Origin of the sequence: Nocardioides sambongensis (assembly GCF_006494815.1) — a bacterium.
Taxonomy (GTDB): domain Bacteria; phylum Actinomycetota; class Actinomycetes; order Propionibacteriales; family Nocardioidaceae; genus Nocardioides; species Nocardioides sambongensis.
Window position 1 is genome coordinate 3,193,263 of record NZ_CP041091.1, and the last position, 26,480, is coordinate 3,219,742.

The 26,480-nt window shown below is 72.5% G+C and carries 29 protein-coding genes and 1 pseudogene; 10 read left to right on the plus strand and 20 right to left on the minus strand.

The annotated features are described in order from the left end of the window. Positions 1-6 precede the first annotated feature (6 nt). From FIV43_RS15000 to FIV43_RS15010, 3 genes are all read right to left on the minus strand, one after another. Positions 7-783: an SDR family oxidoreductase gene (locus FIV43_RS15000; protein WP_141014784.1), complete on the minus strand. Its 777-nt coding sequence runs from the start codon at positions 781-783 to the stop codon at positions 7-9. A gap of 51 nt (positions 784-834) precedes the next feature. Then, positions 835-1,581, minus strand: a complete 747-nt coding sequence (locus FIV43_RS15005; protein ID WP_141014785.1) for an SDR family NAD(P)-dependent oxidoreductase — start codon at positions 1,579-1,581, stop codon at positions 835-837. 88 nt (positions 1,582-1,669) lie between these two features. Next, on the minus strand, positions 1,670-2,275 hold the full coding sequence (locus FIV43_RS15010; RefSeq protein WP_141014786.1) for a TetR family transcriptional regulator: 606 nt from the start codon (positions 2,273-2,275) through the stop codon (positions 1,670-1,672). 155 nt (positions 2,276-2,430) lie between these two features. Here FIV43_RS15010 and FIV43_RS15015 point away from each other — a divergent pair, with 155 nt between their 5' ends. Then, positions 2,431-3,147 (plus strand): VOC family protein, encoded by a 717-nt coding sequence (locus FIV43_RS15015; protein ID WP_141014787.1) that lies wholly within the window; start codon positions 2,431-2,433, stop codon positions 3,145-3,147. Positions 3,148-3,151: 4 nt separating this feature from the next. On the opposite strand, the pseudogene hsaA reads toward FIV43_RS15015, so the two are convergent. Further along, positions 3,152-4,317, minus strand: a pseudogene (gene hsaA / locus FIV43_RS15020) (3-hydroxy-9,10-secoandrosta-1,3,5(10)-triene-9,17-dione monooxygenase oxygenase subunit). A 142-nt stretch (positions 4,318-4,459) separates the two neighbouring features. On the opposite strand from hsaA, the gene FIV43_RS15025 reads away from it, so the two are divergent. From FIV43_RS15025 to FIV43_RS15035, 3 genes are read left to right on the plus strand one after another with little or no spacing between them, the layout of a single operon-like run. Beyond that, positions 4,460-5,656, plus strand: coding sequence for a Rieske 2Fe-2S domain-containing protein (locus FIV43_RS15025; RefSeq protein WP_141014788.1), 1,197 nt, complete (start codon positions 4,460-4,462; stop codon positions 5,654-5,656). 40 nt (positions 5,657-5,696) lie between these two features. After that, on the plus strand, positions 5,697-5,990 hold the full coding sequence (locus FIV43_RS15030) for a hypothetical protein (protein ID WP_196780826.1): 294 nt from the start codon (positions 5,697-5,699) through the stop codon (positions 5,988-5,990). After that, on the plus strand, positions 5,965-6,771 hold the full coding sequence (locus tag FIV43_RS15035) for an SDR family NAD(P)-dependent oxidoreductase (protein ID WP_141014789.1): 807 nt from the start codon (positions 5,965-5,967) through the stop codon (positions 6,769-6,771). Before FIV43_RS15030 ends, FIV43_RS15035 begins: the two co-directional genes overlap by 26 nt. Before the next feature lie 33 nt (positions 6,772-6,804). Here the strand turns inward: FIV43_RS15035 and FIV43_RS15040 are convergent, their stop codons facing one another. From FIV43_RS15040 to FIV43_RS15050, 3 genes are all read right to left on the minus strand, one after another. After that, positions 6,805-8,262, minus strand: a complete 1,458-nt coding sequence (locus FIV43_RS15040; RefSeq protein ID WP_141014790.1) for an FAD-dependent oxidoreductase — start codon at positions 8,260-8,262, stop codon at positions 6,805-6,807. A gap of 32 nt (positions 8,263-8,294) precedes the next feature. Beyond that, positions 8,295-9,479, minus strand: coding sequence for an acyl-CoA dehydrogenase family protein (locus FIV43_RS15045; protein WP_141014791.1), 1,185 nt, complete (start codon positions 9,477-9,479; stop codon positions 8,295-8,297). Between the two features lie 100 nt (positions 9,480-9,579). Then, the gene (locus FIV43_RS15050; protein ID WP_231123423.1) at positions 9,580-10,473 is read right to left on the minus strand and encodes an alpha/beta fold hydrolase; all 894 of its coding nucleotides are present in this window, start codon (positions 10,471-10,473) and stop codon (positions 9,580-9,582) included. Positions 10,474-10,573: 100 nt separating this feature from the next. On the opposite strand from FIV43_RS15050, the gene FIV43_RS15055 reads away from it, so the two are divergent. Then, positions 10,574-11,134 (plus strand): flavin reductase family protein, encoded by a 561-nt coding sequence (locus FIV43_RS15055; protein ID WP_181407516.1) that lies wholly within the window; start codon positions 10,574-10,576, stop codon positions 11,132-11,134. Positions 11,135-11,136: 2 nt separating this feature from the next. On the opposite strand, the gene FIV43_RS21095 is transcribed toward FIV43_RS15055, so the two are convergent. Further along, positions 11,137-11,298, minus strand: coding sequence for a hypothetical protein (locus tag FIV43_RS21095; protein WP_181407517.1), 162 nt, complete (start codon positions 11,296-11,298; stop codon positions 11,137-11,139). A gap of 168 nt (positions 11,299-11,466) precedes the next feature. Beyond that, positions 11,467-12,450 (minus strand): IclR family transcriptional regulator, encoded by a 984-nt coding sequence (locus FIV43_RS15060; RefSeq protein WP_141014792.1) that lies wholly within the window; start codon positions 12,448-12,450, stop codon positions 11,467-11,469. Positions 12,451-12,619: 169 nt separating this feature from the next. Between FIV43_RS15060 and FIV43_RS15065 the strand changes: the two genes are divergently transcribed. Next, a complete protein-coding gene (locus FIV43_RS15065) occupies positions 12,620-13,498 on the plus strand; it encodes an LLM class F420-dependent oxidoreductase (protein ID WP_141014793.1) in 879 nt (292 codons plus the stop codon). Here FIV43_RS15065 and FIV43_RS15070 read toward each other — a convergent pair. The 4 genes from FIV43_RS15070 to FIV43_RS15085 all read right to left on the minus strand — a co-directional run bounded on the left by FIV43_RS15070 (position 13,476) and on the right by FIV43_RS15085 (position 17,859). Continuing rightward, on the minus strand, positions 13,476-14,822 hold the full coding sequence (locus FIV43_RS15070; protein ID WP_231123424.1) for an FAD-binding oxidoreductase: 1,347 nt from the start codon (positions 14,820-14,822) through the stop codon (positions 13,476-13,478). The two genes, FIV43_RS15065 and FIV43_RS15070, sit on opposite strands and share 23 nt — an antisense overlap. A 29-nt stretch (positions 14,823-14,851) precedes the next feature. Next, on the minus strand, positions 14,852-16,456 hold the full coding sequence (locus FIV43_RS15075; protein WP_141014795.1) for a GMC family oxidoreductase: 1,605 nt from the start codon (positions 16,454-16,456) through the stop codon (positions 14,852-14,854). 13 nt (positions 16,457-16,469) lie between these two features. Then, on the minus strand, positions 16,470-16,940 hold the full coding sequence (locus FIV43_RS15080; RefSeq protein WP_141014796.1) for a hypothetical protein: 471 nt from the start codon (positions 16,938-16,940) through the stop codon (positions 16,470-16,472). Between the two features lie 91 nt (positions 16,941-17,031). Further along, positions 17,032-17,859 (minus strand): IclR family transcriptional regulator, encoded by an 828-nt coding sequence (locus FIV43_RS15085; RefSeq protein ID WP_141014797.1) that lies wholly within the window; start codon positions 17,857-17,859, stop codon positions 17,032-17,034. Between the two features lie 130 nt (positions 17,860-17,989). On the opposite strand from FIV43_RS15085, the gene FIV43_RS15090 reads away from it, so the two are divergent. Then, positions 17,990-18,310, plus strand: coding sequence for a putative quinol monooxygenase (locus FIV43_RS15090; RefSeq protein ID WP_141014798.1), 321 nt, complete (start codon positions 17,990-17,992; stop codon positions 18,308-18,310). A 37-nt stretch (positions 18,311-18,347) separates the two neighbouring features. Then, positions 18,348-18,731, plus strand: a complete 384-nt coding sequence (locus tag FIV43_RS15095) for an iron chaperone (protein ID WP_141014799.1) — start codon at positions 18,348-18,350, stop codon at positions 18,729-18,731. 8 nt (positions 18,732-18,739) lie between these two features. Here FIV43_RS15095 and FIV43_RS15100 read toward each other — a convergent pair whose 3' ends face one another. Next, the gene (locus tag FIV43_RS15100) at positions 18,740-20,032 is read right to left on the minus strand and encodes an HNH endonuclease signature motif containing protein (RefSeq protein ID WP_141014800.1); all 1,293 of its coding nucleotides are present in this window, start codon (positions 20,030-20,032) and stop codon (positions 18,740-18,742) included. A gap of 241 nt (positions 20,033-20,273) precedes the next feature. Here FIV43_RS15100 and FIV43_RS15105 point away from each other — a divergent pair, with 241 nt between their 5' ends. Beyond that, positions 20,274-20,822 (plus strand): gamma carbonic anhydrase family protein, encoded by a 549-nt coding sequence (locus FIV43_RS15105; RefSeq protein WP_141014801.1) that lies wholly within the window; start codon positions 20,274-20,276, stop codon positions 20,820-20,822. Positions 20,823-20,834: 12 nt separating this feature from the next. Here FIV43_RS15105 and FIV43_RS15110 read toward each other — a convergent pair whose 3' ends face one another. From FIV43_RS15110 to FIV43_RS15125, 4 genes are all read right to left on the minus strand, one after another. Beyond that, entirely contained in the window at positions 20,835-21,332 is a 498-nt protein-coding gene (locus FIV43_RS15110; RefSeq protein WP_141014802.1) for a TspO/MBR family protein, read from the minus strand. A gap of 20 nt (positions 21,333-21,352) precedes the next feature. Next, complete coding sequence (locus FIV43_RS15115) at positions 21,353-22,165, minus strand: SDR family NAD(P)-dependent oxidoreductase (protein WP_231123425.1); 813 nt, start codon at positions 22,163-22,165, stop codon at positions 21,353-21,355. Between the two features lie 49 nt (positions 22,166-22,214). Beyond that, the gene (locus FIV43_RS15120) at positions 22,215-23,879 is read right to left on the minus strand and encodes an AMP-binding protein (protein ID WP_141014803.1); all 1,665 of its coding nucleotides are present in this window, start codon (positions 23,877-23,879) and stop codon (positions 22,215-22,217) included. 87 nt (positions 23,880-23,966) lie between these two features. Beyond that, on the minus strand, positions 23,967-25,013 hold the full coding sequence (locus tag FIV43_RS15125) for a GlxA family transcriptional regulator (protein WP_231123426.1): 1,047 nt from the start codon (positions 25,011-25,013) through the stop codon (positions 23,967-23,969). 71 nt (positions 25,014-25,084) lie between these two features. Here FIV43_RS15125 and FIV43_RS15130 point away from each other — a divergent pair, with 71 nt between their 5' ends. After that, the gene (locus tag FIV43_RS15130; RefSeq protein WP_141014804.1) at positions 25,085-25,477 is read left to right on the plus strand and encodes a hypothetical protein; all 393 of its coding nucleotides are present in this window, start codon (positions 25,085-25,087) and stop codon (positions 25,475-25,477) included. A gap of 76 nt (positions 25,478-25,553) precedes the next feature. Here FIV43_RS15130 and FIV43_RS15135 read toward each other — a convergent pair whose 3' ends face one another. After that, positions 25,554-25,796 (minus strand): hypothetical protein, encoded by a 243-nt coding sequence (locus tag FIV43_RS15135; RefSeq protein ID WP_141014805.1) that lies wholly within the window; start codon positions 25,794-25,796, stop codon positions 25,554-25,556. Next, positions 25,790-26,452: a DUF1353 domain-containing protein gene (locus FIV43_RS15140; protein ID WP_181407518.1), complete on the minus strand. Its 663-nt coding sequence runs from the start codon at positions 26,450-26,452 to the stop codon at positions 25,790-25,792. Before FIV43_RS15140 ends, FIV43_RS15135 begins: the two co-directional genes overlap by 7 nt. Between the last annotated feature and the right edge of the window lie 28 nt (positions 26,453-26,480).

Sequence of the window (26,480 nt, forward strand, 5' to 3'; positions counted from 1 at the left end):
CCGGGCTCAGTAGTGGTCGGCCGGGCGAAGTGAGGTCTCGGCGCCGCCGTCGACGTACACGACCTGGCCGGTGACGTGGGTGGTGGTGCCGGCGACCAGGAAGCCGATCACCCGGGCGATGTCGTCGGCGCCGGCGTAGCCGTGCAGTGGCATCGGCACCGCCTGGTCCATCACCGCCTTCATCCTCGGGTCCGCGAACAGGCCCTCCGACATCGGGGTGCGCACCACGCCGGGGGCGACCACGTTGATCGCGATGCCCGCCTCGGCCCACCCGGGAGCGACGGCGGTACGACGCGCCCACCGCGCGACCGCGGCCTTGGACGAGGAGTAGAGCTGGTGTCCGAGGCCGGCGGCCATCGTCCTCTCGGCGGCCTGGCGGGCCGCGTCCTCGTCACCGTCGAGGCAGGCGGCGACGATCGCGTCGTCGTACGGCTGGGTGCCGGAGATCGAGCCGACCAGCACCACCCGCGGCGCCTCGGAGCGCTGCAGCAGCGGCTGCAGGCCCTCCACCAGGACCGTGGTGCCGAAGAAGTTGACGGGCACCACCAGCGGGCTGGCGTCGGAGAGGCCGGCGCAGGTGACCACCCCGTCGACCACTCCGCCGCCGGCCTCGGTGACCGCGGCGATCGCGGCCGCCCGGCCCTGTGCGGTGGCCAGGTCGGCGTCGATGTCGCTGCCGCGCAGGTCCACCCCGATCACCCGGTCGCCGGCCTCGGTGAGCTGGCGGGTGAGGGCTGCGCCGATGCCGGAGGCGGCGCCGGTGACGACGATGGTGCGGGACATGGGATCTCCTTGCGGGACTGCTCTGGGAACGGGCGGGGTGTCGGTGGGGCGTCAGATCCGGGAGCCGCCGTCGACCCGCAGCTCGACACCGGTCATGTACGACGCGTCGCGGGAAGCGGCGTACGCGATCGTCCCGGCGATCTGCTCGGGCTCGGCGGCGCCCATCGGCGAGACGATCCGGCCGTAGTAGCGCATGTCCAGGTCACCGGGGACGCTGCCGGCGGTGAGCGGCGTGGCCACCTGGCCGGGCGAGACGGCGAGGACCCGGATGCCGCGGCCGACGACCTCGGCCGCGAGGCTGAGCGTGAAGCCGAGCACCGCGCCCTTGGAGGCCGCGTAGGCGGTCATGTAGGGGTTGCCCTGGGTGGCCGCGGCGGAGGCGACGTTGACGATCACGCCGCCCTGGTCGGGCAGGTGGCGCAGGGCCTCCCGGCAGAACAGCGCGGTGCCGACCAGGTTGACCTCGTAGACGGAGCGGAGGTCCTCGACCGAGAGCGTGGCGATCGGGGTGGTGCGGTGGGTGCCGGCCACGTTGACCAGTACGTCGATGCCGCCGAGCCGGTCGACCGCGGCATCGACGGCGCCGGCCACCGCGGCCTCGTCGGTGATGTCGGCGAGACCGGTGACGATCCGGCCGGGCATCCCCGCCGCGGAACGGACCACCTCGTCCAGACCGTCGGCATCGCGGTCGACGCCGACGACGGCAGCTCCCTCACCGGCCAGTCGCAGCGCGGTGGCGCGGCCGATACCGGACGCGGCACCGGTGAGCAGGACGTTGGTGCCGCTGAACCTGAGCATGGGGCCGAACGTAGGCAGTCGCCGCAGAGCCGGCCCGGAGCGGTCCCGATCACCGGGAGCCGGGCGTCAGCGCCGGCTCAGCGCCCGCTCAGCTCCGGCCCAGGTCCGTGAGCAGCAGGCGGCAGGCGAGGCGGGTGTCCGCGTCGGCCTCGACGGCGCTGATGTGGCCGTTGAGCTCGGAGATGAGCACGCCGTACCAGGTCTGCTCGATCAGTCGCACCAGACGCATGTCGTGGGGGCTGGGCCGCTCGATGTGCCCCACCTTGAGGATCAGGTCGGCGAAGACCCCGGTGACGGCCATCGACGGGACGTCCCCGGCGACCGCGGCGTTGTTGGAGGTCAGCATGGCGTGGGCCAGCAGCGGCCGGGACAGCAGCCGGCGCCCGGCCTGGACCAGAACGTCGGCGATCGCCTCCTGGGGCTCGCGGCCGTTGGTCCGCATCGAGACCATCTGGTCCAACCGGTCGACCTGGCTGTGCAGCAGCGCGGTGAAGAGCACCGTCTTCGACGGGAAGTAGCGGTAGAGCGTGGCGATCGCGACCCCGGCGTCCTTGGCGATGTCGAGCATCTGGATCCGCTCCAGGCCGTTGGCGGCCCCGTGCTCGGCGGCGGCCCGCAGGATGCGCTGGTAGCGCTCCTTCTGGCCCGCGGTGGAGGGGATCGCCGGCAACCGGGTCTCGGCGACTCGCGGCACGTGCACTCCTCGATGGTTCCTCGGTCCGGCCGGCGGGTGCGCGGCCGGTCGCCATTCTCTCCCCGTTGTGCCGCCGGCGATCCCGACGAGGACCGGTGAGTGGGACGTGGGTCACACCCGACCGAGCGTCGGACCCGGCCCCTACGGTGGTCCGCATGTACCTGGAGAACGTCGTCGTCGACGCCGTGGACCCCTGGCGGTTGGGCCGGTTCTGGGAGGCGGCCCTGGGGTGCGAGCAGCTGACCGACTCACCGGGCGGCTACGAGACGCGCCTGGCCGTCGAGGGCGGTCCGGAGCTCGACCTGTGCTTCCAGCCGGTCGCGGCGCCCTCCACCGAGCAGCCCCGCCTGCACCTGGACGTGCAGGGCGGCGAGCGGCAGGCCGAGGTCGTCGAGCGGCTGCTCGGTCTCGGCGCACGCCACCTCGACATCGGGCAGCGCGGCGTGCCCTGGGTGGTGCTCGCCGACCCGGAGGGCAACCCGTTGTGCGTGATGGAGGAGCGCACGTCCTACGCCGCCACCGGTCCGCTCGCGGCCCTCCCGCTCGACTCGGCCGCCCCGGCCCGGGACGCGGAGTTCTGGGCATGGCTCACCGGCTGGCACGACGTCACCGACGGCGGTCTGCGCTCGCTGCGCCACCCGTCCGGCCGCGGCCCGCTGCTGGAGCTGTGTCCGGAGCGCGCACCGAAGCCGGCCGCGAAGAACCGCCTGCACCTCGACATCCGGCTCGAGAGCGGGGACCGGGCCGAGGAGGTCGCCGCCGGCATCGCGGCCCGCGGTGGACGCGAGCTCCACCTGGGCTTCGGCGACCTGCCGTGGCGCCACTACGCCGACCCGTCGGGCAACGAGTTCTGCGTGCTGCCCGGGCGGTGACGGATCAGACCAGGTTGTCCTCGACCGGCAGTCCGAACGCCGAGCGGCCGTAGAGCGCCAGCGCCCGCTCCACGTCGTTGGCGACATGCACGCTCCCGGCGTGCGCATCGCGCCAGGCGCGCTCGATCGGGTTGCCGCGCTTGAGTGAGTTGCCGCCGGCGGTCTTGAACAGCGTGTCGATCGCGTCGATGGAGCGCTCGGTGGCGCGGACCTGGTCACGACGGGCACGCACCCGGTACTCCCACGGGATCTCCGCCCGGCCACCGCGCAGTCGTACAGCGCGGTGATGTTGCGGTCCATCTGGAGGATCGCGGCGTCGACCTCGGAGGCGGCCCGCGCGACCGCCACCTGGGCGAACTGGTCCTCGGCGAACCGTCCGCCGCCGAGGCTGAGCCGCACGCGGTCGCGCATCGCGGCCACGTAGTCCTCCAGGCAGCCCGCCACCGCGCCGACCACCGGCGCGGCGATGGTGCTGGCGAAGATCGCGCCGAACGGCAGCCGGTAGAGCGGGCCGGGGTTGACCTGCTGGCCGGGCCCGCGCAACCGGGTGTGCTCGTAGTTGCGCAGCACCCTGCTGCGCGGCACGAAGGCGTCGCTCACCTCGATGTCGTTGCTGCCCGTGCCGCGCAGGCCGACCGTGTCCCACACGTCGTGGACGGTGTAGTCGCTCGCGGGCACCAGCACCGTGATGAAGTCGGCCGGCTTCCCGTCCGCACCGACCAGGATGGTGCCGAGCAGTGCCCACGTCGCGTGGCCGCACCCGGAGGAGAAGCTCCAGCGCCCGGTCAGGCGGTAGGCGCCGTCGACCTCGGTCAGCCGGCCCATCGGCGCGTAGGCGGAGGAGACCAGCGTGTCCGGGTCCTCGCCCCACACCTCCGCCTGGGCCTCGTCGGCGAAGAGTGCGAGCTGCCACGGGTGCACCCCCAGCACGGAGGTCACCCAGCCGGTGGAGCCGCAGGCACCGGAGACCGCCCGCACCACCTCGTAGAAGTGGACGGGGTGCCCCTCCAGGCCGCCGTACCGCTGCGGCTGGAGCATCCGGAAGACGCCGGCCTCGGCCAGCTCCGCGATGCTCTCCTCCGGTACGTCGCGCTGCTCCTCGGCCAGGTCGGCCCGCTCCCGGATCCCGGGAAGCAGGTCGCGGACGGCGTGGAGGACCTCGTTCTGCATGGGTCCAGCATCCTCCGCACGCCGGAGGCGGGGAGGGCCGACCTTCCGATCAGTGGGATCTCGCCGAGCCAGGCCACCAGCGCCGCAGCAGACTCACCGGACAAGCCCGGAGGCGGGTCCGATCCAGGTGAGGGAGATCCTGATGAGCGTTCAGCACGACAGCGAGGTCCGCACGATCGAGGCGGATGCCGCCCCATCGCGGTTCGCCCGCGGATGGCACTGCCTCGGCCTGGCCCGGGACTTCGCCGACGGCAAGCCGCACCAGGTGATGGCGTTCGGCACCAAGCTGGTGGTCTGGTCCGATTCCAAGGGCGAGCTCAACGTCCTCGACGGCTACTGCCGTCACATGGGTGGCGACCTGACCCAGGGCGAGGTCAAGGGCGACAACATCGCCTGCCCCTTCCACGACTGGCGCTGGGGCGGCGACGGTCGCTGCAAGGAGATCCCCTACGCCCGCCGTGTCCCGCTGCGCGCCCGCACCGCGACCTGGCCGACGATGGTGCAGGACGAGATGCTCTTCGTCTGGAACGACCCGGAGGGGAAGAAGCCGCCGGAGGACGTGACCATCCCCCGCATCGAGGGCGTGGGCAGCGACAAGTACACCGACTGGCACTGGTACACCACCGTGATCGAGGGCTCCCACTGCCGCGAGATCGTGGACAACGTCGTCGACATGGCGCACTTCTTCTACATCCACTACTCGTTCCCGACGTACTTCAAGAACGTCTTCGAGGGCCACACCGCCACGCAGTTCATGAACGGCGAGGGTCGCGAGGACGTGCGTCCCACCAAGCCCGGCTCCGGACCCGTGGTGATGGGTCAGACGTCCGTCGCGTCCTACCACGGCCCGTCGTTCATGATCGACGACCTGACCTACCACTACGACGACGGCGACGTGCACACCGTCCTGATCAACTGCCACTACCCGATCGACGAGAACTCCTTCGTGCTGCAGTACGGGATCATCGTGGAGAGGGCCGACCACCTCGAGGACCCCGACGCGACCGCCCGCAAGATGGGCGACTTCACCAAGTTCGGCTTCGAGCAGGACGTGGCGATCTGGAAGAGCAAGGCGAAGATCGACAACCCGCTGCTCTGCGAGGAGGACGGGCCGGTCTACCAGCTGCGACGCTGGTACGAGCAGTTCTACGTCGACGTCGCCGACGTGACGCCGGAGATGACCGAGCGGTTCGAGTTCGAGATCGACACCACCAAGCCGAACGAGGCGTGGAAGCGCGAGGTCGAGCAGAACATGGCGGCGCGGGCGGCGTACCGGCAGCGGATGGCCGAGAAGAAGGCGGCCGGCTCCTCCAGCGACCAGCAGTCCTCCGGGGTCTGAGGTGGCCGTGCGCCCGGACGTCCGTCTCGACGACGGGCCGATGACGCCGGTGTCCTGCGGCACCTGCGGCGCCTCCGTCGAGGCCCGCAAGTCCAGCTGGGACCAGACCAGCATCCAGTGGCACGAGGCGGCGCTCGCCACCTGCGTCGAGCGCCGCGCCGCGAACCCTCGCCCCGGCCCGAACGGTGGTGCGTTCGCCGGCTGCGCGGCGCTGAACCAGTCCCTGCGCGAGGCCGCGGTGACCGGCGCGCTGCCGGTCCAGGACCCCGACGAGCTGAAGACGAACCCCACAAGGAGCTGCACCGCTGATGACCGACCTCTCGACGTACCGTGAGAAGTACGGCCCCTGGGCCCTCATCGCCGGCGGCTCGGAGGGCGTGGGCGCCTCGTTCGCCCACCAGCTCGCCGACGCCGGCTTCAACCTGGTGCTCGTCGCCCGCAAGCCCGGCCCGCTGGAGGAGACCGCCGCAGCGGTGCGCAGCAGGGGTGTGCAGGTCCGCGCGCTGTCGTTGGACCTGACCGACGCCGCCTCGGTGGAGAAGCTCACCGCCGCGACCGCCGACCTCGAGGTCGGCCTGCTGATCTACAACGCCGGCGCCAACTCCTACGGCAAGCGTTTCCTCGACGGCGACCTGGCCGGCTTCCAGGGCGTGATCGACCTCAACGTGACCACCCCGCTCGCGCTGACCCACCACTACGGCCGGCTGATGCGGGAGCGCGGCACCGGCGGCATCATCCTGGTCGGCTCGCTGGCCGGCTACCTCGGCACGCCCCGGGAGGCGATCTACGGCGGCGCCAAGGCGTTCGGCCGGATCTTCGCCGAGGGCCTGTGGCTGGAGGCGAAGGAGGCCGGCATCGACGTGCTCGAGCTGGTCCTCGGCGTCACCCGTACGCCGGCGATGGCCCGCGCCGGCCTCAACATGGACCTGCCCGGGCTGGTCGTCGGCGAGCCCGACGACATCGCCCGCGAGGGCCTGGCGGCGATCGCCGACGGGCCGGTGCACGTGATCTCCGGCAACGAGAAGGTGGTCGCGATGCGCGCCACCACCGACCGCGCCAAGCTGGTCGTCGGCACCCACGAGATGATGAAGAAGCTCGTCCCCGAGGACCACTGAGCAGGTCCTTCCGGCCGAGCGGCGGGGTGGGGCTCAGCCCCTGGCGACGGTCCGCCCCGCCCGCCGGCCGAAGAACGTGCCGTCGCCCAGCGACGTACCGCTGATGTAGCCGTCGCCGTGGATGCCCGAGGCGGCCCGGCCGGCGGCGTAGAGGCCGGCGATCGGCTCGCCGGCGACCGAGAGGACCTCGCCGTCGAGGCCCGTGTGCAGGCCGCCAAGGGTGAAGCCGGAGAAGCCGGTGCCCACCGGCTGGGCGCTGCCGCCGAAGCCGTAGCGCGGGTCGACCGCGGCGAACGGTCCCTCCAGCGGCCGCAGCCACCGGGGGTTCTTGTGGAACAGCACGTCCTCGCCACCCTCGGCATGCCGGTTGTACGTCGACACCGTCTCCTGCAGCGAGCCCGCGGGCAGGCCCAGGTCGACCTCGAGCTCGGCCAGCGTCTCCGCACCGTGCGTCGGGCGCACCCCCCACAGGTCGCGGGCGGGCACGTCGTCGAGACCCTGCTCGTCCAGGATCACCCAGCACGGCCCCGGCTGGTGCAGCGCCGCGTGGCTGAACAGCCCGGGGTAGACGTCCTCGTTGATGAACCGGCGTCCCAGCCCGTTGACCAGCATCCCGCGGCACACCATGGCCGGGAGAGCGGTGTAGGCCGCCTCGACGAAGCCCATCCGGCGGGTGGCCGCGCCCATCGCGGCGGCCATCCGGATGCCGGAGCCGTCGTCGAGGCCGTCGGAGACCTTGCCGTGGCCGAGCAGCTCGGGGGCGTGGTCGGCGAGCATCTCCTCGTTGTCGACGAACCCGCCGGTGGTGAGCACCACCCCGCGGCGGGCCCGGTAGGCCAGGTCGGTGCCGTAGCGGCGGGCGGTCACGCCGACCACCCGGCCGTCCTCGACGACCAGGGAGACCGCGCGGGTGTCGGTGACGGTGCGCACGCCCGCCTCGGTCGCCGACGCGGTGAGCGCGTCCATCACCGTGTGGCCGGCCCAGCTCTCGGTGGCCGGCCGGTGGCCGCGCGGCACCGGCCGGGCGAGCGTGTCGTAGGGCCAGGCGTTCTCACCCAGCCACATCAGACCGTCCTTGGTGGGCGGCATCCAGCTCGGGGCGTCGTAGAGGGACTCCTCGAAGCGCACCCCCCGCGCCGCGAACCACTCGAAGTGCTCGACGCTGCCGTCGCAGTAGAGCCGCAGCTTCTGCTCGTCGGCGTGCGGACCGAGCGCCGCGCGCAGGTAGGCGAACATGTTGTCCGCGTCGTCGGTGAAGCCACAGGCGCGCTGCACCCGGGTGCCGCCACCGAGGTAGAGCTCGCCACCGGACTGCGCCGAGGAGCCGCCGGGCCCGCTGGCCCGCTCCAGCACCAGCACCTCGGCGCCGGCCGACGCGGCCTCGTAGGCGGCGGCCGCACCGGCGCAGCCGTAGCCGACCACCAGCACGTCCACCTCGGCCTCGTAGGAGGCGACCTCTGCTGCCGGGACCGGGTTCACCATCGTCAGCATCCCTCTCGTCGTGACTCCGGCCGGCGGCCGGGTCAGATCATCGCGAGCATCGGGCCCGGCGGCGGGGTCACCTCGAGCTCGGTGAGCGCCGCGGCGTGGAAGACCGAGCCGGGCACGTGGATCGCGTGGGCCAGGCCCATGTGGCCGTCGCGCCAGAACCGCTGGATCGGGTTGTCCATCCGCAGCCCGTTGCCACCGGAGCGGGCGACCACCTCGTCCATCGCCCGCGCCGCCCGCCACGCCGCCGCGACCTGGGTACGACGCGAGGCCGCCCGGTCCGCGAGGGTGACCTTCTCGCCCTTCGCGGCCATGTCGTAGAAGCGCGAGACGTTGTCGAGCATGGCGGTCTTGGAGGCCTTGATCTCCTCGGCCGCGGCGCTGATCGCGTAGAGGACGTAGGGGTCGTCCTTGATCTTGGTGCCGGTCACCTGGACCCGGGTGCGCTGGTAGGCGAGGTGCGCGGCCAGCGCGCCCTCGGCGATGCCGATCACCGCGGAGGTGATGCCGAGCGGGAAGATCGTGGTGAACGGGACGCCGTACGTCGGGTTGGTGCGGCCCGAGGCCTCGAGGGCGGAGCCGTCCATCATCGAGGAGAACGGGACCGCCCGGTACTCCGGGATGAAGGCGTCCTTGACGATGATGTCCTTGCTGCCGGTGCCGCGCAGGCCCACGACGTCCCAGGAGTCCTCGACGATCTGGTAGTCCGACCGGGGCAGGATCACGTGGTAGTTCTGCGGCGGCATCGCCATCGCGCCCTCGGCGTCGCCCAGCATCGCGCCCAGGAAGATCCAGTCGCAGTGGTCGGTGCCGGAGGAGAACTGCCAGCGGCCGTTGAAGACGTAGCCGCCGTCGACCGGCCTCAGGATGCCCATCGGCGCGTACGGCGAGGCGATCCAGGTCTCGTGGTCCTCGGACCAGATCTCGGCCTGCACCTTGGGGTCGCACAGCGCCATCTCCCACGGATGGACACCAACGATGCCGGCGACCCAGCCGGTGGAGCCGTCGCACGAGGCGATCCGCATCACGGTCTCGGCGAAGTCGCGCGGGTGCGCCTCGGCGCCGCCGTACTCGGCGGGCTGCAGCATCTTCATCACGCCGGTCTCGCGGAGGATCCCGGCGGCCTTGTCGGTGAGCCTGCCCAGGCTCTCGTTCTCCGCACCGAGGGAGGCGATCTCCTCGGCGTGCTGCTCGACGGCGTCGAGGACGGTGCTGGTCATGACAGCACCGTGTCACCGCCGCCGCGCACCCGGTAGAACGTGTTCCCGTTCACCGGGACCGTGCGCCGGCGTGCGGGCGGTCGGCAGCGAAGGGCTGGGGTCAGTCCTGGCGGAGCAGGAAGGCCAGCACCGCGCTCTCCCAGGCGTCCTTCTGCTCGATCATCGCCCAGTGGCCGCAGTTGGGGAACACGTGCAGCTCGACGTCGGGGATGGTCCGCATCGGCACCAGGGCCATGTCCATCGGGGAGACCCGGTCGTCACGACCCCAGGTGATCAGGGTGCGGGCCCGCACCTTGTGCAGCATCGCCCAGTACGGCGGCGCGTCCGAGGTCGCGGCCGCCTTCTGCATGGCGGCCCAGGCGGCCTTGCCGTACATCTTGCGGGCGCTGGCCAGGGTGGACGGCTCGGTGGCCTGGTCCCAGCGCTGCTGGATCAGCTCCTCGGTGACCATCGCCCTGTCGAAGACCATCGACTCCAGCCACTGCACGAGCCGCTCACGGGTCGGCTCCTCGGTGAACTCCTGGAGCAGCTTGATCCCCTCCCCCGGCGCCGGGCTGAAGATGTTGGTGCCCATCCCGCCGACGGTGACCATCCGGCGGACCCGGTCCGGCTGGGCGGTCGCGAAGCGGGTGGCGACCACCCCGCCCATCGAGTTGCCGATCACGTCGACGCCGCCGTCGTCGGGCCCGGCCAGGCCGAGGGCGTCCAGGAAGTCACCCACCGCGGGCATCGCCGCCAGCATCGGGTGCAGGTCGGTGGGGTCACTGACGCCGAACCCGGGGAACTCCAGGATCAGGCAGCGGAAGTGCGGGGCGAACGCGGCCAGGTTGTCGCCGAAGTTGCGCCACCCGGTGACCCCGGGGCCGGAGCCGTGCAGCATCAGCAGCGGGGGGCCGTCGCCGGCCTCGTGATAGCGCAGCACGCCCCGCGGGGTCTCGATCTCGCGCAGCGTGGCGTCGTGGCTCAGGTCGGTCTCGTTCACTGGGGCGCTCACGCCGCGACCCTAGGAGTCCGCCCCGATCGGCCCACCGAGCCGTCCCGGCTGATGGGAACACTGTGCCGCGGGGGTGGGGGTGTGGGTGAAGGTGGCCGACATGAGCGCACTTGCCATGGAGCCGTCCGCCGACGCGTCGACCCAGCCGACGCCGGCCCGGATGCGGGACGCGATGGGCTCGTTCGCGACCGGTGTCACCGTGGTGACCGGCTTGGACGGCGGCGAGCCCGTCGGGTTCGCCTGTCAGTCCTTCGCGTCGGTCTCGCTGACGCCGCCGCTGGTGCTCTTCTGCGCCGACCACCGCGGGCGTACCTGGCCGCGGATCCGCACCGCTGGCCGGTTCGCAGTCAACGTGCTCGCCGAGGACCAGCAGGAGCTGTGCGGCCGGTTCGGCTCCAGCCGGGGCCGCCGGTTCGAGGACCTCGACTGGGAGCGCTCGGACTGGGACACCCCGTCGCTGCCGGAGGTGCTGATGCGGGTCCACGCCGAGGTGGTCGACGTGCACGTCGCCGGCGACCACGACGTGGTGATCGGCCGGGTGCTCGGCCTGGAGACGCCGCGCGAGGGGCGTCCGCTGCTCTTCTACCGTGGCGAGTTCGGCGTGGAGAAGCCGGTCGCGCCGGCGCCGTACCCGTGGGGGTACGGCGACCGCTGGGGCTGAGGTCAGGCCGCGCTGAGCGCGGCCGAGCCCGGCAGCAGCGTCGGTGCGCAGCCGCAGCTGCCCTCGCAGGGCAGGTAGGTGTGCGACTCGTGACCGCACCGCGGGCACGGGATGTCGTGCGAGAGGTGGTGATCCGCCCTCTGGGTCTCGATGGTGTCCCACATGGTCCCCGCCCCCTTCGCCGGTGCGTCGTTCGGTCGATGCATCCATGCTGGTCGCGAACGTCGACGCGGGGATCGGGGATCTCCCCCGGGCTCAGGGGACCCGGAGGGGGACCGTGGGTCGGACCCGTGCTGGATCAGATGCGGTGCTGGATCAGATGCGGTGGGGGATCAGAACCAGTCGCCGGACTCGCCGGCGGCGACCATCCGGTCCAGCGCCTGCGCCGACCAGCGCTCGTCGGCGAGCTCGGCCGCGGTGACGGTACGACGACCCTGGCGGGGCGACGGCGAGGTGACCGTGATGCCGCGGGGTGCACGGACCCGCCGCGGCGCCTGGGTGCCCGGGATCTGCAGGTCGGGGAAGAGGGTGCGGGTGGCCTGACGGGCCGCGTCCAGCACCAGGGGCGCGACGCGCTCGAGCTGGGTGCCGGCGTCGCCGACCAGCGAGATCGCACCGACCGCGCCCTCGGGGCCACGCACCGCGGCGGCGACGCAGGCGATCTCGGGGAAGCACTCGCCCCGCTCGAAGGCGATCCCGTGCCGGCCGCGGATCCGGGTCAGCTCCTGGTGCAGGGTGCCCACGTCGCCGATGCTGCGGCTGGTGTTGCGGCCGATCGCGGGCGCGATCTGCTCGTCGACCTCCTCGGCCGACATCCAGGCGAGCATCGCCTTGCCGAGCGCGGTGCAGTGCGCCGGAGCGCGGCCGCCGACACGGCTGGGCACGACGCCGGCGAACCGGCCGCCCATCTTGTCCAGGTAGTGGATCTCGGCGCCGTCGAGCACCGCGAGGTGGGCGACCAGGCCGGTCCGGATCAGCAGCTCGTGCAGCGGGCCGGCGGCGGCCTCGCGCAGCTCGAGGTGGCTGCCGCCGGTGCCGCCCAGACCGAGGGAACGGGTGCCGAGGGAGTAGCCGAACGGCGAGTGGGAGAGCCACTCGAGCCGGACCAGCTGGTCGAGGATCCGGTGCGCGGTCGACCGCGGCAGGTGGGTGGCCCGGGCGACCTGCTCCAGGGTCAGCCGCGTGCTCGGGCTGGCGAACGCCTCGAGGATGAGGGTCATCCGCTCCACCATCGACGGCGGCAGGGTGCGCCCGTCCTTGGCGTCGGTGGCTGCTGCCGTGCTCGCCTGGTCCTCGTCGACCGCAAGAAGCGACATGGTGACTCCCTCACTCGAAAACTGAAATCGTTTCTAGTTTTGAAGTTAGCACAGTCACACGAGGTGCGGTCAATGATCCGTGACGTCGATCTCACCGGGAGCGGGAGAATCTTCCGGCCACCGGGAGGTCGAGACCCGCTCCCCGGCCGCCTGCGGTAGGCAACGGGGCATGCAGAACGCGCTCCGGATCGGCCTCGTCAGCCCCGTCGTCACCCGCCTCCCCGGCGCCTTCAACGCGTGGGAGGCCGACGCCGGGATCGCCGAGCTCGCGCAGGTCGCGGTGGCCGCTGACCGCCTCGGCTACGACCACCTCACCTGCAGCGAGCACGTCGCCGTGCCGACCGCGGTCGCCGAGCAGCGCGGCGGCACCTACTGGGACCCGCTGGCCACCTTCGGCTACCTGGCTGCGCAGACCTCCCGGATCCGCCTGGCCACCCAGGTCCTGGTCCTCGGCTACCACCACCCGCTGGCCATCGCGAAGCGCTACGGCACCCTCGACGCGGTCAGCGGCGGCCGCCTGGTGCTCGGGGTGGGGGTCGGGTCACTCGAGGAGGAGTTCGACCTGCTCGGCGCCGACTTCGGCGGCCGCGGTGCGCGCGCGGACGACGCGATGCGAGCCCTGCGCGCCTCCCTCGGCGACCGCTCGCCGAGCTACGCCGGCAGCCACTACGCCTTCGACGGGCTCGTCGTCGAGCCCCACGCCGTACAGGAGCAGGTGCCGCTGTGGGTCGGCGGCCAGGGCGCGCGGTCGCTGCGTCGCGCCGTCGAGCTCGGCGACGGGTGGGTGCCCTTCGGCCGGCTCTCCGAGCTGGGCGCGCTGGTCGCCGACGCCGACCTGCCCACCGGCTTCGAGATCGTCCTCGGCCCCGGTCAGGCGCTGGACCCGATCGGCGACCGCGCCAAGACCGAGGAACGTCTCGGCCGGGTCGCCGACGCCGGCGCCACGGTGGTCAGCGTGAAGATCGCCGCCGACTCGGTGGGCGCCTACGTCGACCAGCTCGAGGCGCTGGCCGAGATCGGAGGTCTCACAGCACCACCCCGGGGTTGAGCAGCCCGGCGGGGTCGAAGGTACGACGAAGCGCCCGCTGCACCTCCAGCGCGACCGGGTCCAGCTCGCGGGCGAGCCATCCGGCCTTCAGCCGGCCGACGCCGTGCTCGCCGGTGATCGTGCCGCCCAGCTCCAGCGCCGCCGCGGTGATCGCGTCGAACGCGGCCAGCGCCGCGGTCTCCGAGGCGAGGTCCGCGGCGTCAAAGATGACGGTGGGGTGCAGGTTGCCGTCGCCGGCGTGCCCGAAGACGCCGATCACCAGCCCGGTGTCCGCGGCGACCCGTTCGACGGCCGCGATCAGGTCGACCACCCGCGCCCGCGGCACGCACACGTCGTCGAGTAGCCAGTCCCCCAGCCGCTCCAGTGCGGGCAGCGCCTGGCGGCGGGCCTCCATCAGCAGCGACGCCTCCTCGGGGTCGTCGCTGACCGCCACCTCGGCGCCGGCCGCCTCGCAGAGCGCGGCCGCCTCGACCAGCACCTTCGCCGCCTCCCCGGGGCGCGAGGAGTCGGACTGGACCAGCAGCATCGCGGCGGCGCCGCCGATGCCCATCCGGGTCAGCTCGTCGACCGCGGCGAGGGTCGTGGCGTCGAGGATCTCCACCGCCGACGCGTCGACCCCGGCCCCGCTGATCGCCGCCACCGCTCGACCCGCCGACGCCAGGTCGGCGAAGGAGGCGACCAGGGTCGCCGGACGGCCCGGCGCGGGCACCAGCCGGACGGTCACCTCGGTGACCACGCCCAACGTGCCCTCGGAGCCCACCACCAGGGAGGTCAGGTCATAGCCGGCGACACCCTTCACGGTGCGGGTCCCGGTGCGCAGCACCCGGCCGTCGGCGAGGACCACCTCCAGCGCCTCGACGAAGTCGCCGGTCACGCCGTACTTCACGCAGCACATGCCACCCGCGTTGGTGGCGACGTTGCCCCCGATCGTGCAGGAGGCCACCGAGCCCGGGTCCGGCGGGTAGAAGAGCCCCCGCTCGGCCACGGCGGCTCGCAGGGCGCCGGTCACCACACCCGGCTGTACGACGGCCAACCGCTCCACGGCGTCGATCTCGAGGATCCGGTCCATCCGGTGCAGCGAGAGCACCACGCCACCGCTGACGCCGTTCGCGCCGCCGGAGAGCCCGGTGCCCGCGCCGCGGGTCACCACCGGCACCCCGGCGGCGTGGCAGGCGCGCAGGCAGTCGGCGACCTCCGCGGTCGTCCGCGGGGTCAGCACCGCCAGCGGCCGGTCGGCGTCGGTGAACCGGGACTCGTCGCGCAGATAGCTCGCGATCAGGTCCGGGTCGGTGACCGCCACGCCCGGGGGGAGGCGGGCGGTCACCTGATCCGGGAGCACCGGCTCGAGGCGGCTCAGAGCTCTCCCCTCCCGAGCCGGTCGGCGATGTGCTCGGCCTGGCGGATGGCCAGCGCCACGATGGTCAGCGTCGGGTTCGCCGCGGCGCCGGTGGTCATCACCGAGCCGTCGCTGACGAAGAGTCCGGGGACGTCGTGCGCCTCGCCGTACGCCCCGACCACGCCGTCCTCCGGCCGGGCGCTCATCCGGGCGGTGCCCAGGTTGTGCGTCGACGGGTACGGCGGGGTGTGGTGCGTGCCGATCGCCCCGACCGCCTCGTAGAGCAGGTCGGCGCGCTGGTAGCCGTGGTTGCGCATCGCGACGTCGTTGGGGTGGTCGTCGAAGTGCACGTCGGGAACGGGCAGGCCCCACTGGTCGAGGACGCCGGTGTTGAGGGTGATCCGGTTGGACTCCTGCGGCATGTCCTCCCCGACGATCCACATCCCGGCGGTGTTCGCGTAGGCGTCCATCAGCTCGGTGAACTCCCGGCCCCACGTGCTCGGCTCGACGAACGCGGCGAGGAACGGCACCCCCAGCGACAGGGTCTCCATGTAGTAGCCGCCGGCGAACCCGCGGGAGGTGTCCAGCCGCGCCTCGTCGGCGATGATCCCGGCCATCGTCTCGCCCCGGTACATCCGCACCGGCTGGTCGAAGCGGGCGTAGACCGACGCCGTGGTGTGCCGCATGTAGTTGCGGCCCACCTGGCCCGAGGAGTTGGCCAGGCCGTCGGGGTGCAGGCCGCTGGCGCTCATCAGCAGCAGCCGCGGCGTCTCGATCGAGTTGCCGGCCACGCAGACCACCGTGGCCGCCTGCCGGTGCAGGTTGCCGGCGGCGTCGAGGTAGACCACGCCGTCGGCGCGACCGGAGGCGTCGTGGGTGATCTGCACCGCCTGGCACTCCGGGCGCAGGTCGCACTTCCCGGTCTCCAGTGCGCGCGGGATCTCCCGCACCGCGGTGCTCCACTTGGCGCCGGACTTGTCACCCTGGAAGTTGAAGCCGTCCTGGACCGAGGCCGGGCGTCCGTCGTACGGCTCCGCGTTGGTGCCGTAGGGACCGGTGGCGTAGTACTTGTAGCCGACTCGCTCGGCGCCGTTGGCGAACACCTTGTAGTTGTTGTTCGCCGGCAGCGGCGGGCGGCCGTGGCGGTGGGTGGAGCCGATCGCCTTCTCGGCCGCGTCGTAGTACGGCGCGAGGTCGGCCAGCCGGATCGGCCAGTCGAGCAGGTTCGCCCCGTCCACGTCGCCGTAGTAGGTGCGGGCCCGGAACTCGAAGTCGTGGAACCGCGGGGTGGCCCCGCTCCAGTGCGTGGTGGAGCCGCCGACCGCCTTGACGATCCACGCGGGCAGGTTGGCGAAGTTCTCCGCGACCCGCCAGCTGCCCGAGGTGGTCCGCTTGTCCAGCCAGGCCATCTGGTTGAACGCGGCCCACTCGTCGTTCTCGTAGTCCTCGCCGCGGAGGAACGGTCCGGCCTCGAGCACGACGCACGGGATGCCGCGGCGGGTCAGCTCGTGGGCGACGGTGCCGCCGCCCGCGCCGGAGCCGACGATCACCACGGCCTCGGTGTCGTGCGGGATCGGGTTGCCGTACTGGGCGGACCGGGAGTCGGGGGTGTGGGTGCTCATCGCGATCCGCCTCTCAACCGGTGGGGAGCTCGTCGTGGTCGGCGACCGGCTGCAGCGGGTCGCCGTCGTACTCGGTGATCCGCGGGTCCGGCAGCCAGTCGAGGTCGTCGAAGCCGCGGTGCAGGTAGCCGCCCTGGTCGAAGGAGGCCCCCTCGTAGCCGAGGAGCTCCCAGACCTCGTGGTCGTCGTAGAGGGTGGTCACCGCGACGCCGCGGACGAACCGGAAGAACTCGGCCTGGGCGATGCCGCGCAGGTAGGCCTCCGCCTCGGGTGCGTGGGGGTCCGCGAGCGCCTCCCGGTCCAGGGTGGCCAGGCCGCGCTCGAGCACCACCCGGTGCCACAGGTCCGCGTCCAGCTCGGAGAGCACTTTGTCGGCGGTCCGCTCGTAGGGACCGTCCGGGAAGGAGGGGTGCGGGTAGGCGGCGCGCAGGAGCTGGACGAGTGCGGGCTTGAGCTCGGGGTGCGGATCCGAGGCGGCTGACATGGCGACCTCCCGGTACGACGGCGCGGACGCCGTGATGGGTGTGATGGCCGTCACTGTGGCACCGTGCGCGGCCGAGACCGCAGGGTCGTTCTCAGTCGGTGATAACCCGACCGTGCCGAGCCCTGCGGGTGCTCGCGCGGTAGTGCCGGCTGACCCGCGAGGCGCACTCCCGCAGGGCCCGCTCGACCTCGGCCCGGCCGTGTGCCAGCTGTTGGTCGGGCGCCGAGATGGCGACCGATCCGATCAGCTGGCCGGTGGCGCCGCGGATCGCGGCCGCCACGCAGGTCGCGCCTGCCTGGAACTCGCCGAACTCCCACGCCACGCCACGGTCGGCCACCGCGACCAGCTGGTCGAACAGCTCGCGATGGGAGGTGATGGTGCCCGGCCCGTAGCGGGGCAGCGGCTCGGGGTCGAGGTGGCGCAGCCGCTGCTCCTCGTCCATGCCGGCGAGCAGGATCTTGCCGAGCGCGGTCGCGTGGGCCGCCTCGTGGTAGCCGAACTCCAGAGGATCCAACCGCGGGTGCGCGGGGCTGTCCGCGGTGAAGACCACCACGATCTGCGACCCGCGGTGGACGGCGAGGTAGGCGGCGGCGCCGAGCTGCTGGTGCAGCGCGCTGACCTCGGCACGCACCTCGCGGGAGACCCCGATCTGCTCGTGCAGGGAGACGCCGAGGGCGTGCAGCTTGTAGCCGAGCTCGAAGCGCTGCTCGTCCTTGATGTGGACCAGGTAGTCGCCGTCGAGGAGCTCGCGCACCAGTCGGTAGACGGTCGGCAGCGGCAGCCCGGTGGCGGTGGAGATCTCCTTGGCCGACGCCCCGCCGCGCGCGGAGACCGCCTCCAGGATGTCGAGCGTGCGGGCGACCGAGCCGCGGCCGGCCTCGGCCGGGGCCGCAGCGTCGCGACCGCCTGGGGTGGGCATGGCGCCAACCTAGGTCATCTCCCCCAGCCGCGCCGCCCGGCCTCGATCGGGATTGCGGCAGCAGCGTCGATTCTCATCCGGCGAGAGACCGGGGTGGCCGACGTCACGAGCGCGTGGAACAGTCCGCGGCATGATCCTGATCTGTGTGAAGTGGACCGTGAAGCCCGAGCACGCCGACGCGTGGCCGGAGATCACGCGGGAGTTCACCGAGGCCACCCGGGCCGAGCCCGGCAACAAGTTCTTCGAGTGGTCGCGCAGCGTCGAGGACCCGAACCAGTACGTGCTCCTCGAGGCCTTCGACGACGACGCCGCGGTCCCGCACGTGACCTCGGACCACTTCAAGAAGGCCCAGGCCGAGCTGCCCCAGTACGTCGTGGAGACGCCTCGGATCCGCAACCTGCAGGGCCAGCCGGAGGAGTGGGACCTGCTCGGGGAGTTCCAGGTCTCCTGACCCCTCGTTCCGTGACCGCCGGTGGGAGGCTGTGCGCATGAGCCGCCCCACCACGGTCGAGGAGTACCTCCATCAACTGGCCGACACGGTCTCCGAGCAGGCAAGGGACCGGGTGTCCGAGCTGCGCGCGCTCGCGCTGGACGCCGTGCCGCAGGCGACCGAGGCCATCAAGTGGGGCGCGCCCGCCTTCCTGCACCCCGACGGCGTCATCCTCGTCATGCTCAGCGGCCACAAGGCACATGCCGCGATGGCGTTCACCCCCTCGACGAAGCAGGCGTTCGACGCCGAGCTCGCCGACATCTCCACCGGCCGCAGTACCGTCCGGATCCCGTACGACGACCCCGTTCCGGCCGACCTGCTCACCCGGATGATCGTCTTCCGGCTCGAGGAGCACGAGGTCGAGGACGTCGGCTGGATGTAGTCCGCGCCTCATGTCCGTCGGTGGTATCTCCGGTCGCCGTTGGCGAGTCGGGTGGTGGTGGAGGCGGGGTCGTGTTCGAGGTGGTGGTGGAACGCGCACAACAGCACCCCGTCGTCGAGGTTCGTCTTCCCGCCCTTCGACCACGGGTCCAGATGATGGGCCTCACACCAGCGTGCGGGGATCGAGCACCCCTCACCCCGACACGTCTTGTCCCGCAGGCCGAGGGCGGTGCGTTGCGCGGCAGTGAACAACCGCCGCGCCCGCCCGAGGTCGAGCACCTCGGACTTCCCGCCGAGGACGGCGGGCAGGATGCGTGCGGTACACGCCAACCTGCGGGCGTGGTCTGCGCTGATCCGCAGCTCCCCACCGTTGTCGTGACCGGGGTCGAGCAGGCCAGCGGTGCCGAGGTGGTGGGTGAGTTGGTCGTGGTCGATCGTCACGATCACCGTGGTCGCATCCCCACCATGCACCGGCAGCTTCGCGGGGTCGAGGTGCTCCAACAACGCCCCGAACGCCAGACCCCGGGCCCGGTGCTGCGGCAACCGCTCCGCATCCGGGTTCCCTCCCGTGCCCGCGTGGTGTTGACGCGGTGACGTGAACGCATCCAGATACGTCGCCAACCGGGCAGCAATCGGGTCGGGGACCAGGGCGGTGATCCGGGTCAGCCCGTCCCCGAGGGACCGGATCTTGAGGCTGGTCTTCGCGTGGGCGGCTGCTTCCAGGGCGGCGAGGCGTTTCGCGTCCTCCTCCTCGGCGATCTCCGGTGCGACGACGTCGAGGACCCGCTCGGCCAGCATCCGCAGATGCCTTGGCCCGTACCCACCCTCGGGTGCGTCCTCACGCTCCCCGGTCCCCAACCCGACCAGATGCACCTCGGCCCGGGTCCGAGCCTCATCGTCGATCCGGGCCGGCAGGGCGTCCAGCCCGGCGGTGATCACCCGCGCCTGCTCCAGACTCAACGCACCACGGGCCATCGCCGCCCCCACCCGCGGCCACGCCCGGTCGACCGAGGTCGCGACCTTCGACTCCGACCGCAACCGCAACGGCTCGGTCCCGGTCTGCAACGCCACCCAGCCGGCAACATCGCGAGCACCACGCACCGACGCCACATCACCCGACGCAGCCATCGTGCGCATCCGCAACTCGGTCACCTGCGCCTCGAGGGCGACCAGCTCGGTCAACAGCGTTTCGCGTTCCGGCATCGGGAGGTATCCGGGCTGACGCTCCGCCACCTCACCCAACGCGTCCCGGCACACCGCGACCGCCTCCGAGATCGGGGAGAGGGCGCTGGTCAACGACATCGCGAGGGAGCCTTCCGAGAACGGCTTCAGGTGCCCCTGATTCTACGCTCATTCGAACTGGTGTTCTACTGCTGATCACGACCTTGTGGAACCATTCCCGCAGGTCAACGCCACTTTTCCACAGTCCACCCACGACAACTGGCCCACTTTGTGACGCCAGTGAACCCTGGGCCCACAGCCCGCCCGTTCCATCACATGGGGCGCGACGCCGGTCGCACCGCGCCGTCCCCACAATGCGGCTATGACGCCCATCGCTCCCCAGACCGACGTACCGCGCCTCCTCGCCCTCGGCGCCCGCCGCCCGGAGATCGACCCGGAGGCCTGGATCGCACCCGGCGCCACCGTGGCCGGCTCGGTGAGGATCGCGGCCCGCGCCAGCCTCTGGTACGGCGTGGTGGCCCGCGGCGACGCGGAGCAGATCACCATCGGCGCGGGGAGCAACCTGCAGGACGGCTGCCTGCTGCATGCCGACCCGGGCTTCTCGCTGACCATCGGCGCCGGCGTCTCCGTCGGGCACGGCGCCGTGCTGCACGGCGCGACGATCGAGGACGACGTGCTGGTCGGGATGGGGTCGATCGTGATGAACGGCGCCGTGATCGGCGCCGGCAGCATCGTCGGCGCCGGCGCGTGCGTCACCGAGGGCACGGTCGTCCCACCGCGGTCGATGGTGCTGGGCGTGCCCGGCAAGGTGCGCGCCGAGCTCAGCGACGAGCAGGTCGACGGCATCCGGCTCAACGCCGAGCACTACGTGCACCTCGCGGCCACCCACCGCGACGCCACGCCGCTGTGAGCGGCCCCGGAGTCAGTTCAGTACGACGATCCCGGCGTTGAGCGCGGTCGCGAACGCCACCCACGCCAGGTACGGGACGAGCAGCCACCCGGCCACCCGGTCCCGCCGCAGGAACAGCACCACGGTCAGGACGAGCGCGACCAGCAGCGCCAGGATCTCGACCAGGGCGACCGTGTAGGCGTCGGCGGCGAAGAAGAGCGGCGTCCAGCACAGGTTGAGCACCAGCTGCACGGCGTACACGACCTGCGCACGGTCCCACCCGGCGGCGCGCCAGGCTCGCCAGGCGGCGAGGGCCATCAGCAGGTAGAGAACGCTCCAGACCGGACCGAAGAGCCAGCCGGGCGGCGCATACGGCGGGAGCTCGAGCGCCTCGTAGGTCTCTCGCGAACCCGACGCCGCCCATCCGCCCACGCCGGCGACGACGCCGACGGCGAGCAGGTGGGCGATCAGCACGAGGACGCTGCGGGATCGTCCCTCGGACGGCGTACGGGCGTCGGCGACAGCAGCCATGTCCCCACCTTGCCAGGTGGTCAGAAGTGGGTGCCTCCGTCGACCCGGACCTCGGTGCCGGTGACGAACGCGGCGTCCGCACTGGCCAGCATCGCCACCACCGATGCCACGGTCTCGGGCCCGGCGAAGCCCCCGCCGAGCGCGGGCATCAGCTTCACGAAGAGGTTGAGGTCGGCATCCTCGGGCAGGCCGGGGCCGTTGCTCTGGCCGGACTTGCCGGTGCCGTCGGTCATCCCGGACGAGATCGACCCGGGCTGCACGCTGTTGAACCGGATGCCGCGGCCGGCGTACTCGGCGGCGAGCGCGTGGGTCATCGACTGGATGCCGCCCTTGGAGGCGGAGTACGCGGCCATGTAGGGGTGCGCGAAGTTCGCCGAGGTCGAGCTGAAGTTCACCACCGCGGCGCCGTCGCCGTCGAGCAGCGCCGGGACCGCCTCACGGATCATCAGGAAGGTGCCGACCAGGTTCACCCGCAGCACCCGCTCGAAGTCGGCCAGCGGGGTCGCCTCGGTGCGCGAGGAGCGCAGGATGCCGGCCGCGTTGACCAGCGCGTCCAGCCCGCCGAGGGCGGAGACGGCGGCCGCCACTCCCGCCCGCACCGACTGCTCGTCGGCGACGTCGATGACCTCGGTGGCGAGCTCGCCGGGTCCACCCAGCGCCGCTGCCTTCTCCACGGTGTCGGCGAGACCCGCCTCGCTGACGTCGGCCCCGACCACGGAGCCGCCCTCGGCGAGCATCCGCAGCGCGGTCGCCTGACCGATCCCGGAGCCTGCTCCGGTGACCAGCACCCGACGGTTCTCGTAGCGGTTCATGATGTCCTCTCGTCTCGGCACCCGCTCACCCTAGACACCTGTACACACGCATGTCCGTCGGCGTCTCACGTCATCGCGGCAGATGTGCCGTGCGACCGTGCGCGGCGAACTGCTCCTCCAGCTCGCGACGGCCCGCCGGGTCGAGCTCGACGTACTCAGGCGTCCGCCCGGCCCGGATCCAGACCGGGTCGTCGGTCGCCCAGGCAGCACGCCGCAGCGGCGCCTTGTCCACCTTGTTGCTGCCGGTCAGCGGCACGCGGTCGGTGACCCGCACCAGGCTCGGCCACCACTTCGCCCCGAGGTCGGGCTGCGCGGCGAGGAAGTTGCCGAACGCGGCCGGGTCGAACGCGGCGCCGGCCTCCAGCTCGACCGCGCACATCACCCGGTCGCCGGTGGCCGGGTCGGGGACGGCGTAGACCGGGGCGGCGGCCACGCCGGGAGCGCGCGCCAGGATCCGCTCCACCTGGGCGGCCGCGAAGTTTTCCGAGTCCACCCGCAGCCAGTCCGAGGAGCGTCCGGCGAAGTAGAACCAGCCGTCCTCGTCGCGGTAGGCCAGGTCACCGGACCAGAAGTCGTCGCCGCGGATCCGTTCGGCCATCGCGCCGGGGTTGCGGTAGTAGCCCTCGAACGCGGCCGCCGCACCGACCGCGACCATCTGCCCGACCGCCGCCGGGTCCACCAGCCGTCCCTGCGCGTCGAAGCGGGCGCGCGGACACTCCCGACCACTCGCCTCGTCCAGGACCCTCACGTCGACGCCGGCGGCCGGCAGTCCCAGCGAGCCGGCGGGGGTGTCGGGAGTCCGGTTGATCCGGAACACCCCCTCGCTGAGCCCGTACCCCTCCCTGACCCGACAACCGAACCGCTCCCCGAACCGCGACACGTCGGTCTCCGAGGCCTCGGTGCCGAACGCCAGGCGGAGGGTGCCGCCGGCATCGCGCGGGTCGACCGGCTGGGCGAGCACGTAGGAGAGCGCGCGGCCGACGTAGTTCACGTAGGTGGCGCCGAACGCGTGCACGTCGGCGGAGAACCCGCTCGCCGAGAACCGTCGTGCCATCCCGACCGTCGCGCCGCAGACCATCGCCGGCAGCAGGTTCATCAGCATCGCGTTGCCGTGGAAGAGGGGCATGCAGAGGTAGGTGGTGGAGTCGGCGGTGAGCTCGATCCGGTCGACCAGCACCGACATCAACCGGTCCAGCCGGCCGTGGCTCAGGATCACCGCCTTCGGCCGACCCGTGGAGCCGGAGCTGAACAGCAGGAACGCGATGTCGTCGGGGCGCGGCTGCACCCCCGGCAGTTGGCTCCCCCGGTACGGCGCCAGCCACCGCTCGTGGTCCGCCTCGTCGACGACCACGACCCGCTCGCCGGGCACACCGTGGCCGTCGCCCTCGACCAGGTGGCGCAACCGTCGCTCGGTGACGATCAGGTCGACGTCCGCGTGTCGGATGTCGTCGGCCAGCTCCGCCGCGCTGCGGCTGGAGTTGATGCCGACCACCGTCGTGCCGGCCAGTCCGGCGGCGGCGACCCAGAACACGTGGTCCGGCACGTTGTCGAGCAGCACCCCCAGGTGCACCGTCCGATCCGCCGGCGGCGGCACCAGGTCCGCCAGCAGCGCGGCACGGTCGGCCGCCTCCTGCACCACCTCGGCCCAGGTCCAACACCGGTCCTCGAAGAGCAGCCCCGTCGTCGCGTCGTCGGCGCGGGCGCGCACGATGCCGGCCAGACCCGCGTGCTGCATCGGCCCTCCTCGACCTCCGGACCCGTCGGCACCCGACGGGGCACGCCGCAGCGTAGCCACCGCGCCGGCCGCGAACCCGGTGTCCTCTCAGTCGCCGGGAGCGGGACCTGCCGGTCGCTCGGTGCTCCGTTGCGTCCTCCGGTAGTGGCTGGGCGAGACGCCGTAGTGACGCTGGAACGCCTGCCGCAGCGTCTCCACGGTGCCGAAGCCGCAGCGCCCGGCCACCGCCTCCACGGTCAGGTCGGAGCCGGTGAGCAGCTGGGCGGCCGCCTCGCACCGCGCCTGCCGGACGTAGCGGGCCGGCGAGAGGTCCAGCTCGTCGTCGAAGAGGCGGCAGAGGTGGCGCGCGCTGAGCCCGGCCCGGCGGGCCAGGGCGTCGGTGGTCAGGTCGTCGTCGAGGTGGGCGTTGACGTGGGCGACCACCTCCCGCACCACCGGCGAGCCCGGTGCCCGGGCAGCGGTGAACATGCTCATCTGGGCCTGGTTGCCGGGGCGCTGCAGGTAGGTGACCAGGTGACGGGCGGTGGTCCGGGCCAGCTCCGCACCGGCGTCGGCCTCGACCAGCGCGAGGGTCAGGTCGAGGCCCGCGGTGACGCCGGCGGAGGTGTAGACGTTGCCGTCGCGCAGGTGGATCGGGTGCGGGTCGAAGCGCACCGCCGGGAACCGGCGCGCGAGTCCCTCGGCGCGGGACCAGTGGGTCGCTGCTCGGCGACCGTCCAGCACCCCGGCCGCGGCGAGCACCCCCGAGCCGGTGCACACCGACGCGATCCGGTCGCTCTCCCGGGCGAGCCGCCGCACGTGCGCCACCAGCACCCGGTCCCGCATCGCCTTGCCGAAGCCGATCCCACCGGCGACGACCAGGGTGTCCAGCGGCCCCCGCACCTCCTCCAGCGGGTGGTCGGCGACCAGTGTCAGTCCGGTGCCGGTGCGGATCGTCCCGCCGCCGGGAGCGGCCAGCGCGACGTCGTAGAGGGCGCTGCCGTGCAGGTAGTTGGCGAACTGCAGGGTGCTCACCACCGCGGCCACGTCGAGCACCTCGACGGCGTGGTAGCCGACGACGACCACCCGGCGGACGCCCTGCATCACCCCACCGTAGGTCCGGGTGCGGGGGCGCACCACGTGTCCGACCGACACGGACCCCAAGGATCGGGACAGGTCCGTCCCGCGCTGTTCCTCCGGCGCCGCTGCCGGAGCAGGTTGCCTCCATGACGAACACCGAGCCCGTCGCGCACCCCACCACCCTCCGCCTGCTACTCCACCTCGCCGAGATGCTCGCCGCGATGGGCGTCGGGATGCTGCTCCTCGGCGGGATGCGGATGCTGGCCGGCTGGACGGTGCCGCTGGAGGAGTCGCCGACCGCGTGGTACCTGCTGATGGCGACCGACATGACCATCGCGATGGTCCTGTGGATGCGGGTGCGCGGTCACGGCTGGCGCGAGACGCTGGAGATGTCCGGCGCCATGTACGTGCCGGTCTGCCTGGCTCCCGCGGTGGTGGTGGACCTGCTCGACCCCGAGGGATTCATGGCCGTCACCCACATCCTGATGGTGGTGGCGATGGCGGTGGTCCTGGTGCGCCACCGCGCCCACCAGCACTGAGACCGGCAGCACTGAGACCGGCAGCACTGAGACCGGCAGCACTGAGACCACCCGCACGGAGACTCGCACGTGAGACTCAAGCGCCGGCGGAGAAGACCGCCACCGCCAGCACCCCGACCGCGACGACCACCCCGGCCGCAGCGGCCACCAGCACCACCCCCGGCCAGCGGGCGACGGCGCGCTCCAGCACCTGGTAGAGGGCGAGGATCGCGAGCACCGCGACGCTCACGTGCAGCAGCAGCGCGATCGAGACGCCGAGCACCACGCCGGCGACGGCGAACCGGCCCCAGGCCAGCCCCAGCACCAGCGGGATCACCACCGCCCCGCCGCGCCGCCGACCAGCTCCTCGGGCCAGGGCCGCTCCCCCATCCACGGCAGCCAGGCGACCACGTCGAGCAGGTCCAGGGTCGCCACGGTGCCCAGCACGGCCACCAGCAGCAGGCTCCCGAAGCCCACGAGCCGATACCGCCAGCGCTGCACCGGGGCCCAGGGCGAGCCGTCGGCGAAGGTCCCCAGCGTCACCGCCGACCAGACCAGCCAGCGACGGACCACCCCGGTGCCGCAGTCCCGCATCGCGTCCCGGAAGACCCGGTCCGCCTGGGCGCGGTCGACGTCATGGCCCTCCAGGCTGAGGTAGTCCGGCTCCCCGGAGCCGTCGGAGACCAGCCCGTCGTGGATCAGCGCCGCCGGCAGGTGCCGCCCGGTCCGGGGCACCAGCCAGGCGAAGACCGCCGGCACCGAGGCCAGGTCCGTCGGCACCCGGCCCAGGTGCGCGGGGACCAGGAGCAGACCCAGCTCCGGATCCCGGTAGCCGATCCGGCGGCGCATCAGGAACCGGTCCGCGTCGCCGCGGTCACCGGCGGGCGGGTCGAGCCGTTCGAGCACGATCCGGGGCCGGCGCGTGACGTCGTACGGCTCCTCGTCGGTGCCTGCGTCGAAGAACCGTTCGGGTTGCGGCGTGGTCCCGAGCGCCATGGTCCGATTCTCGCCCTCTCGGCCGGTG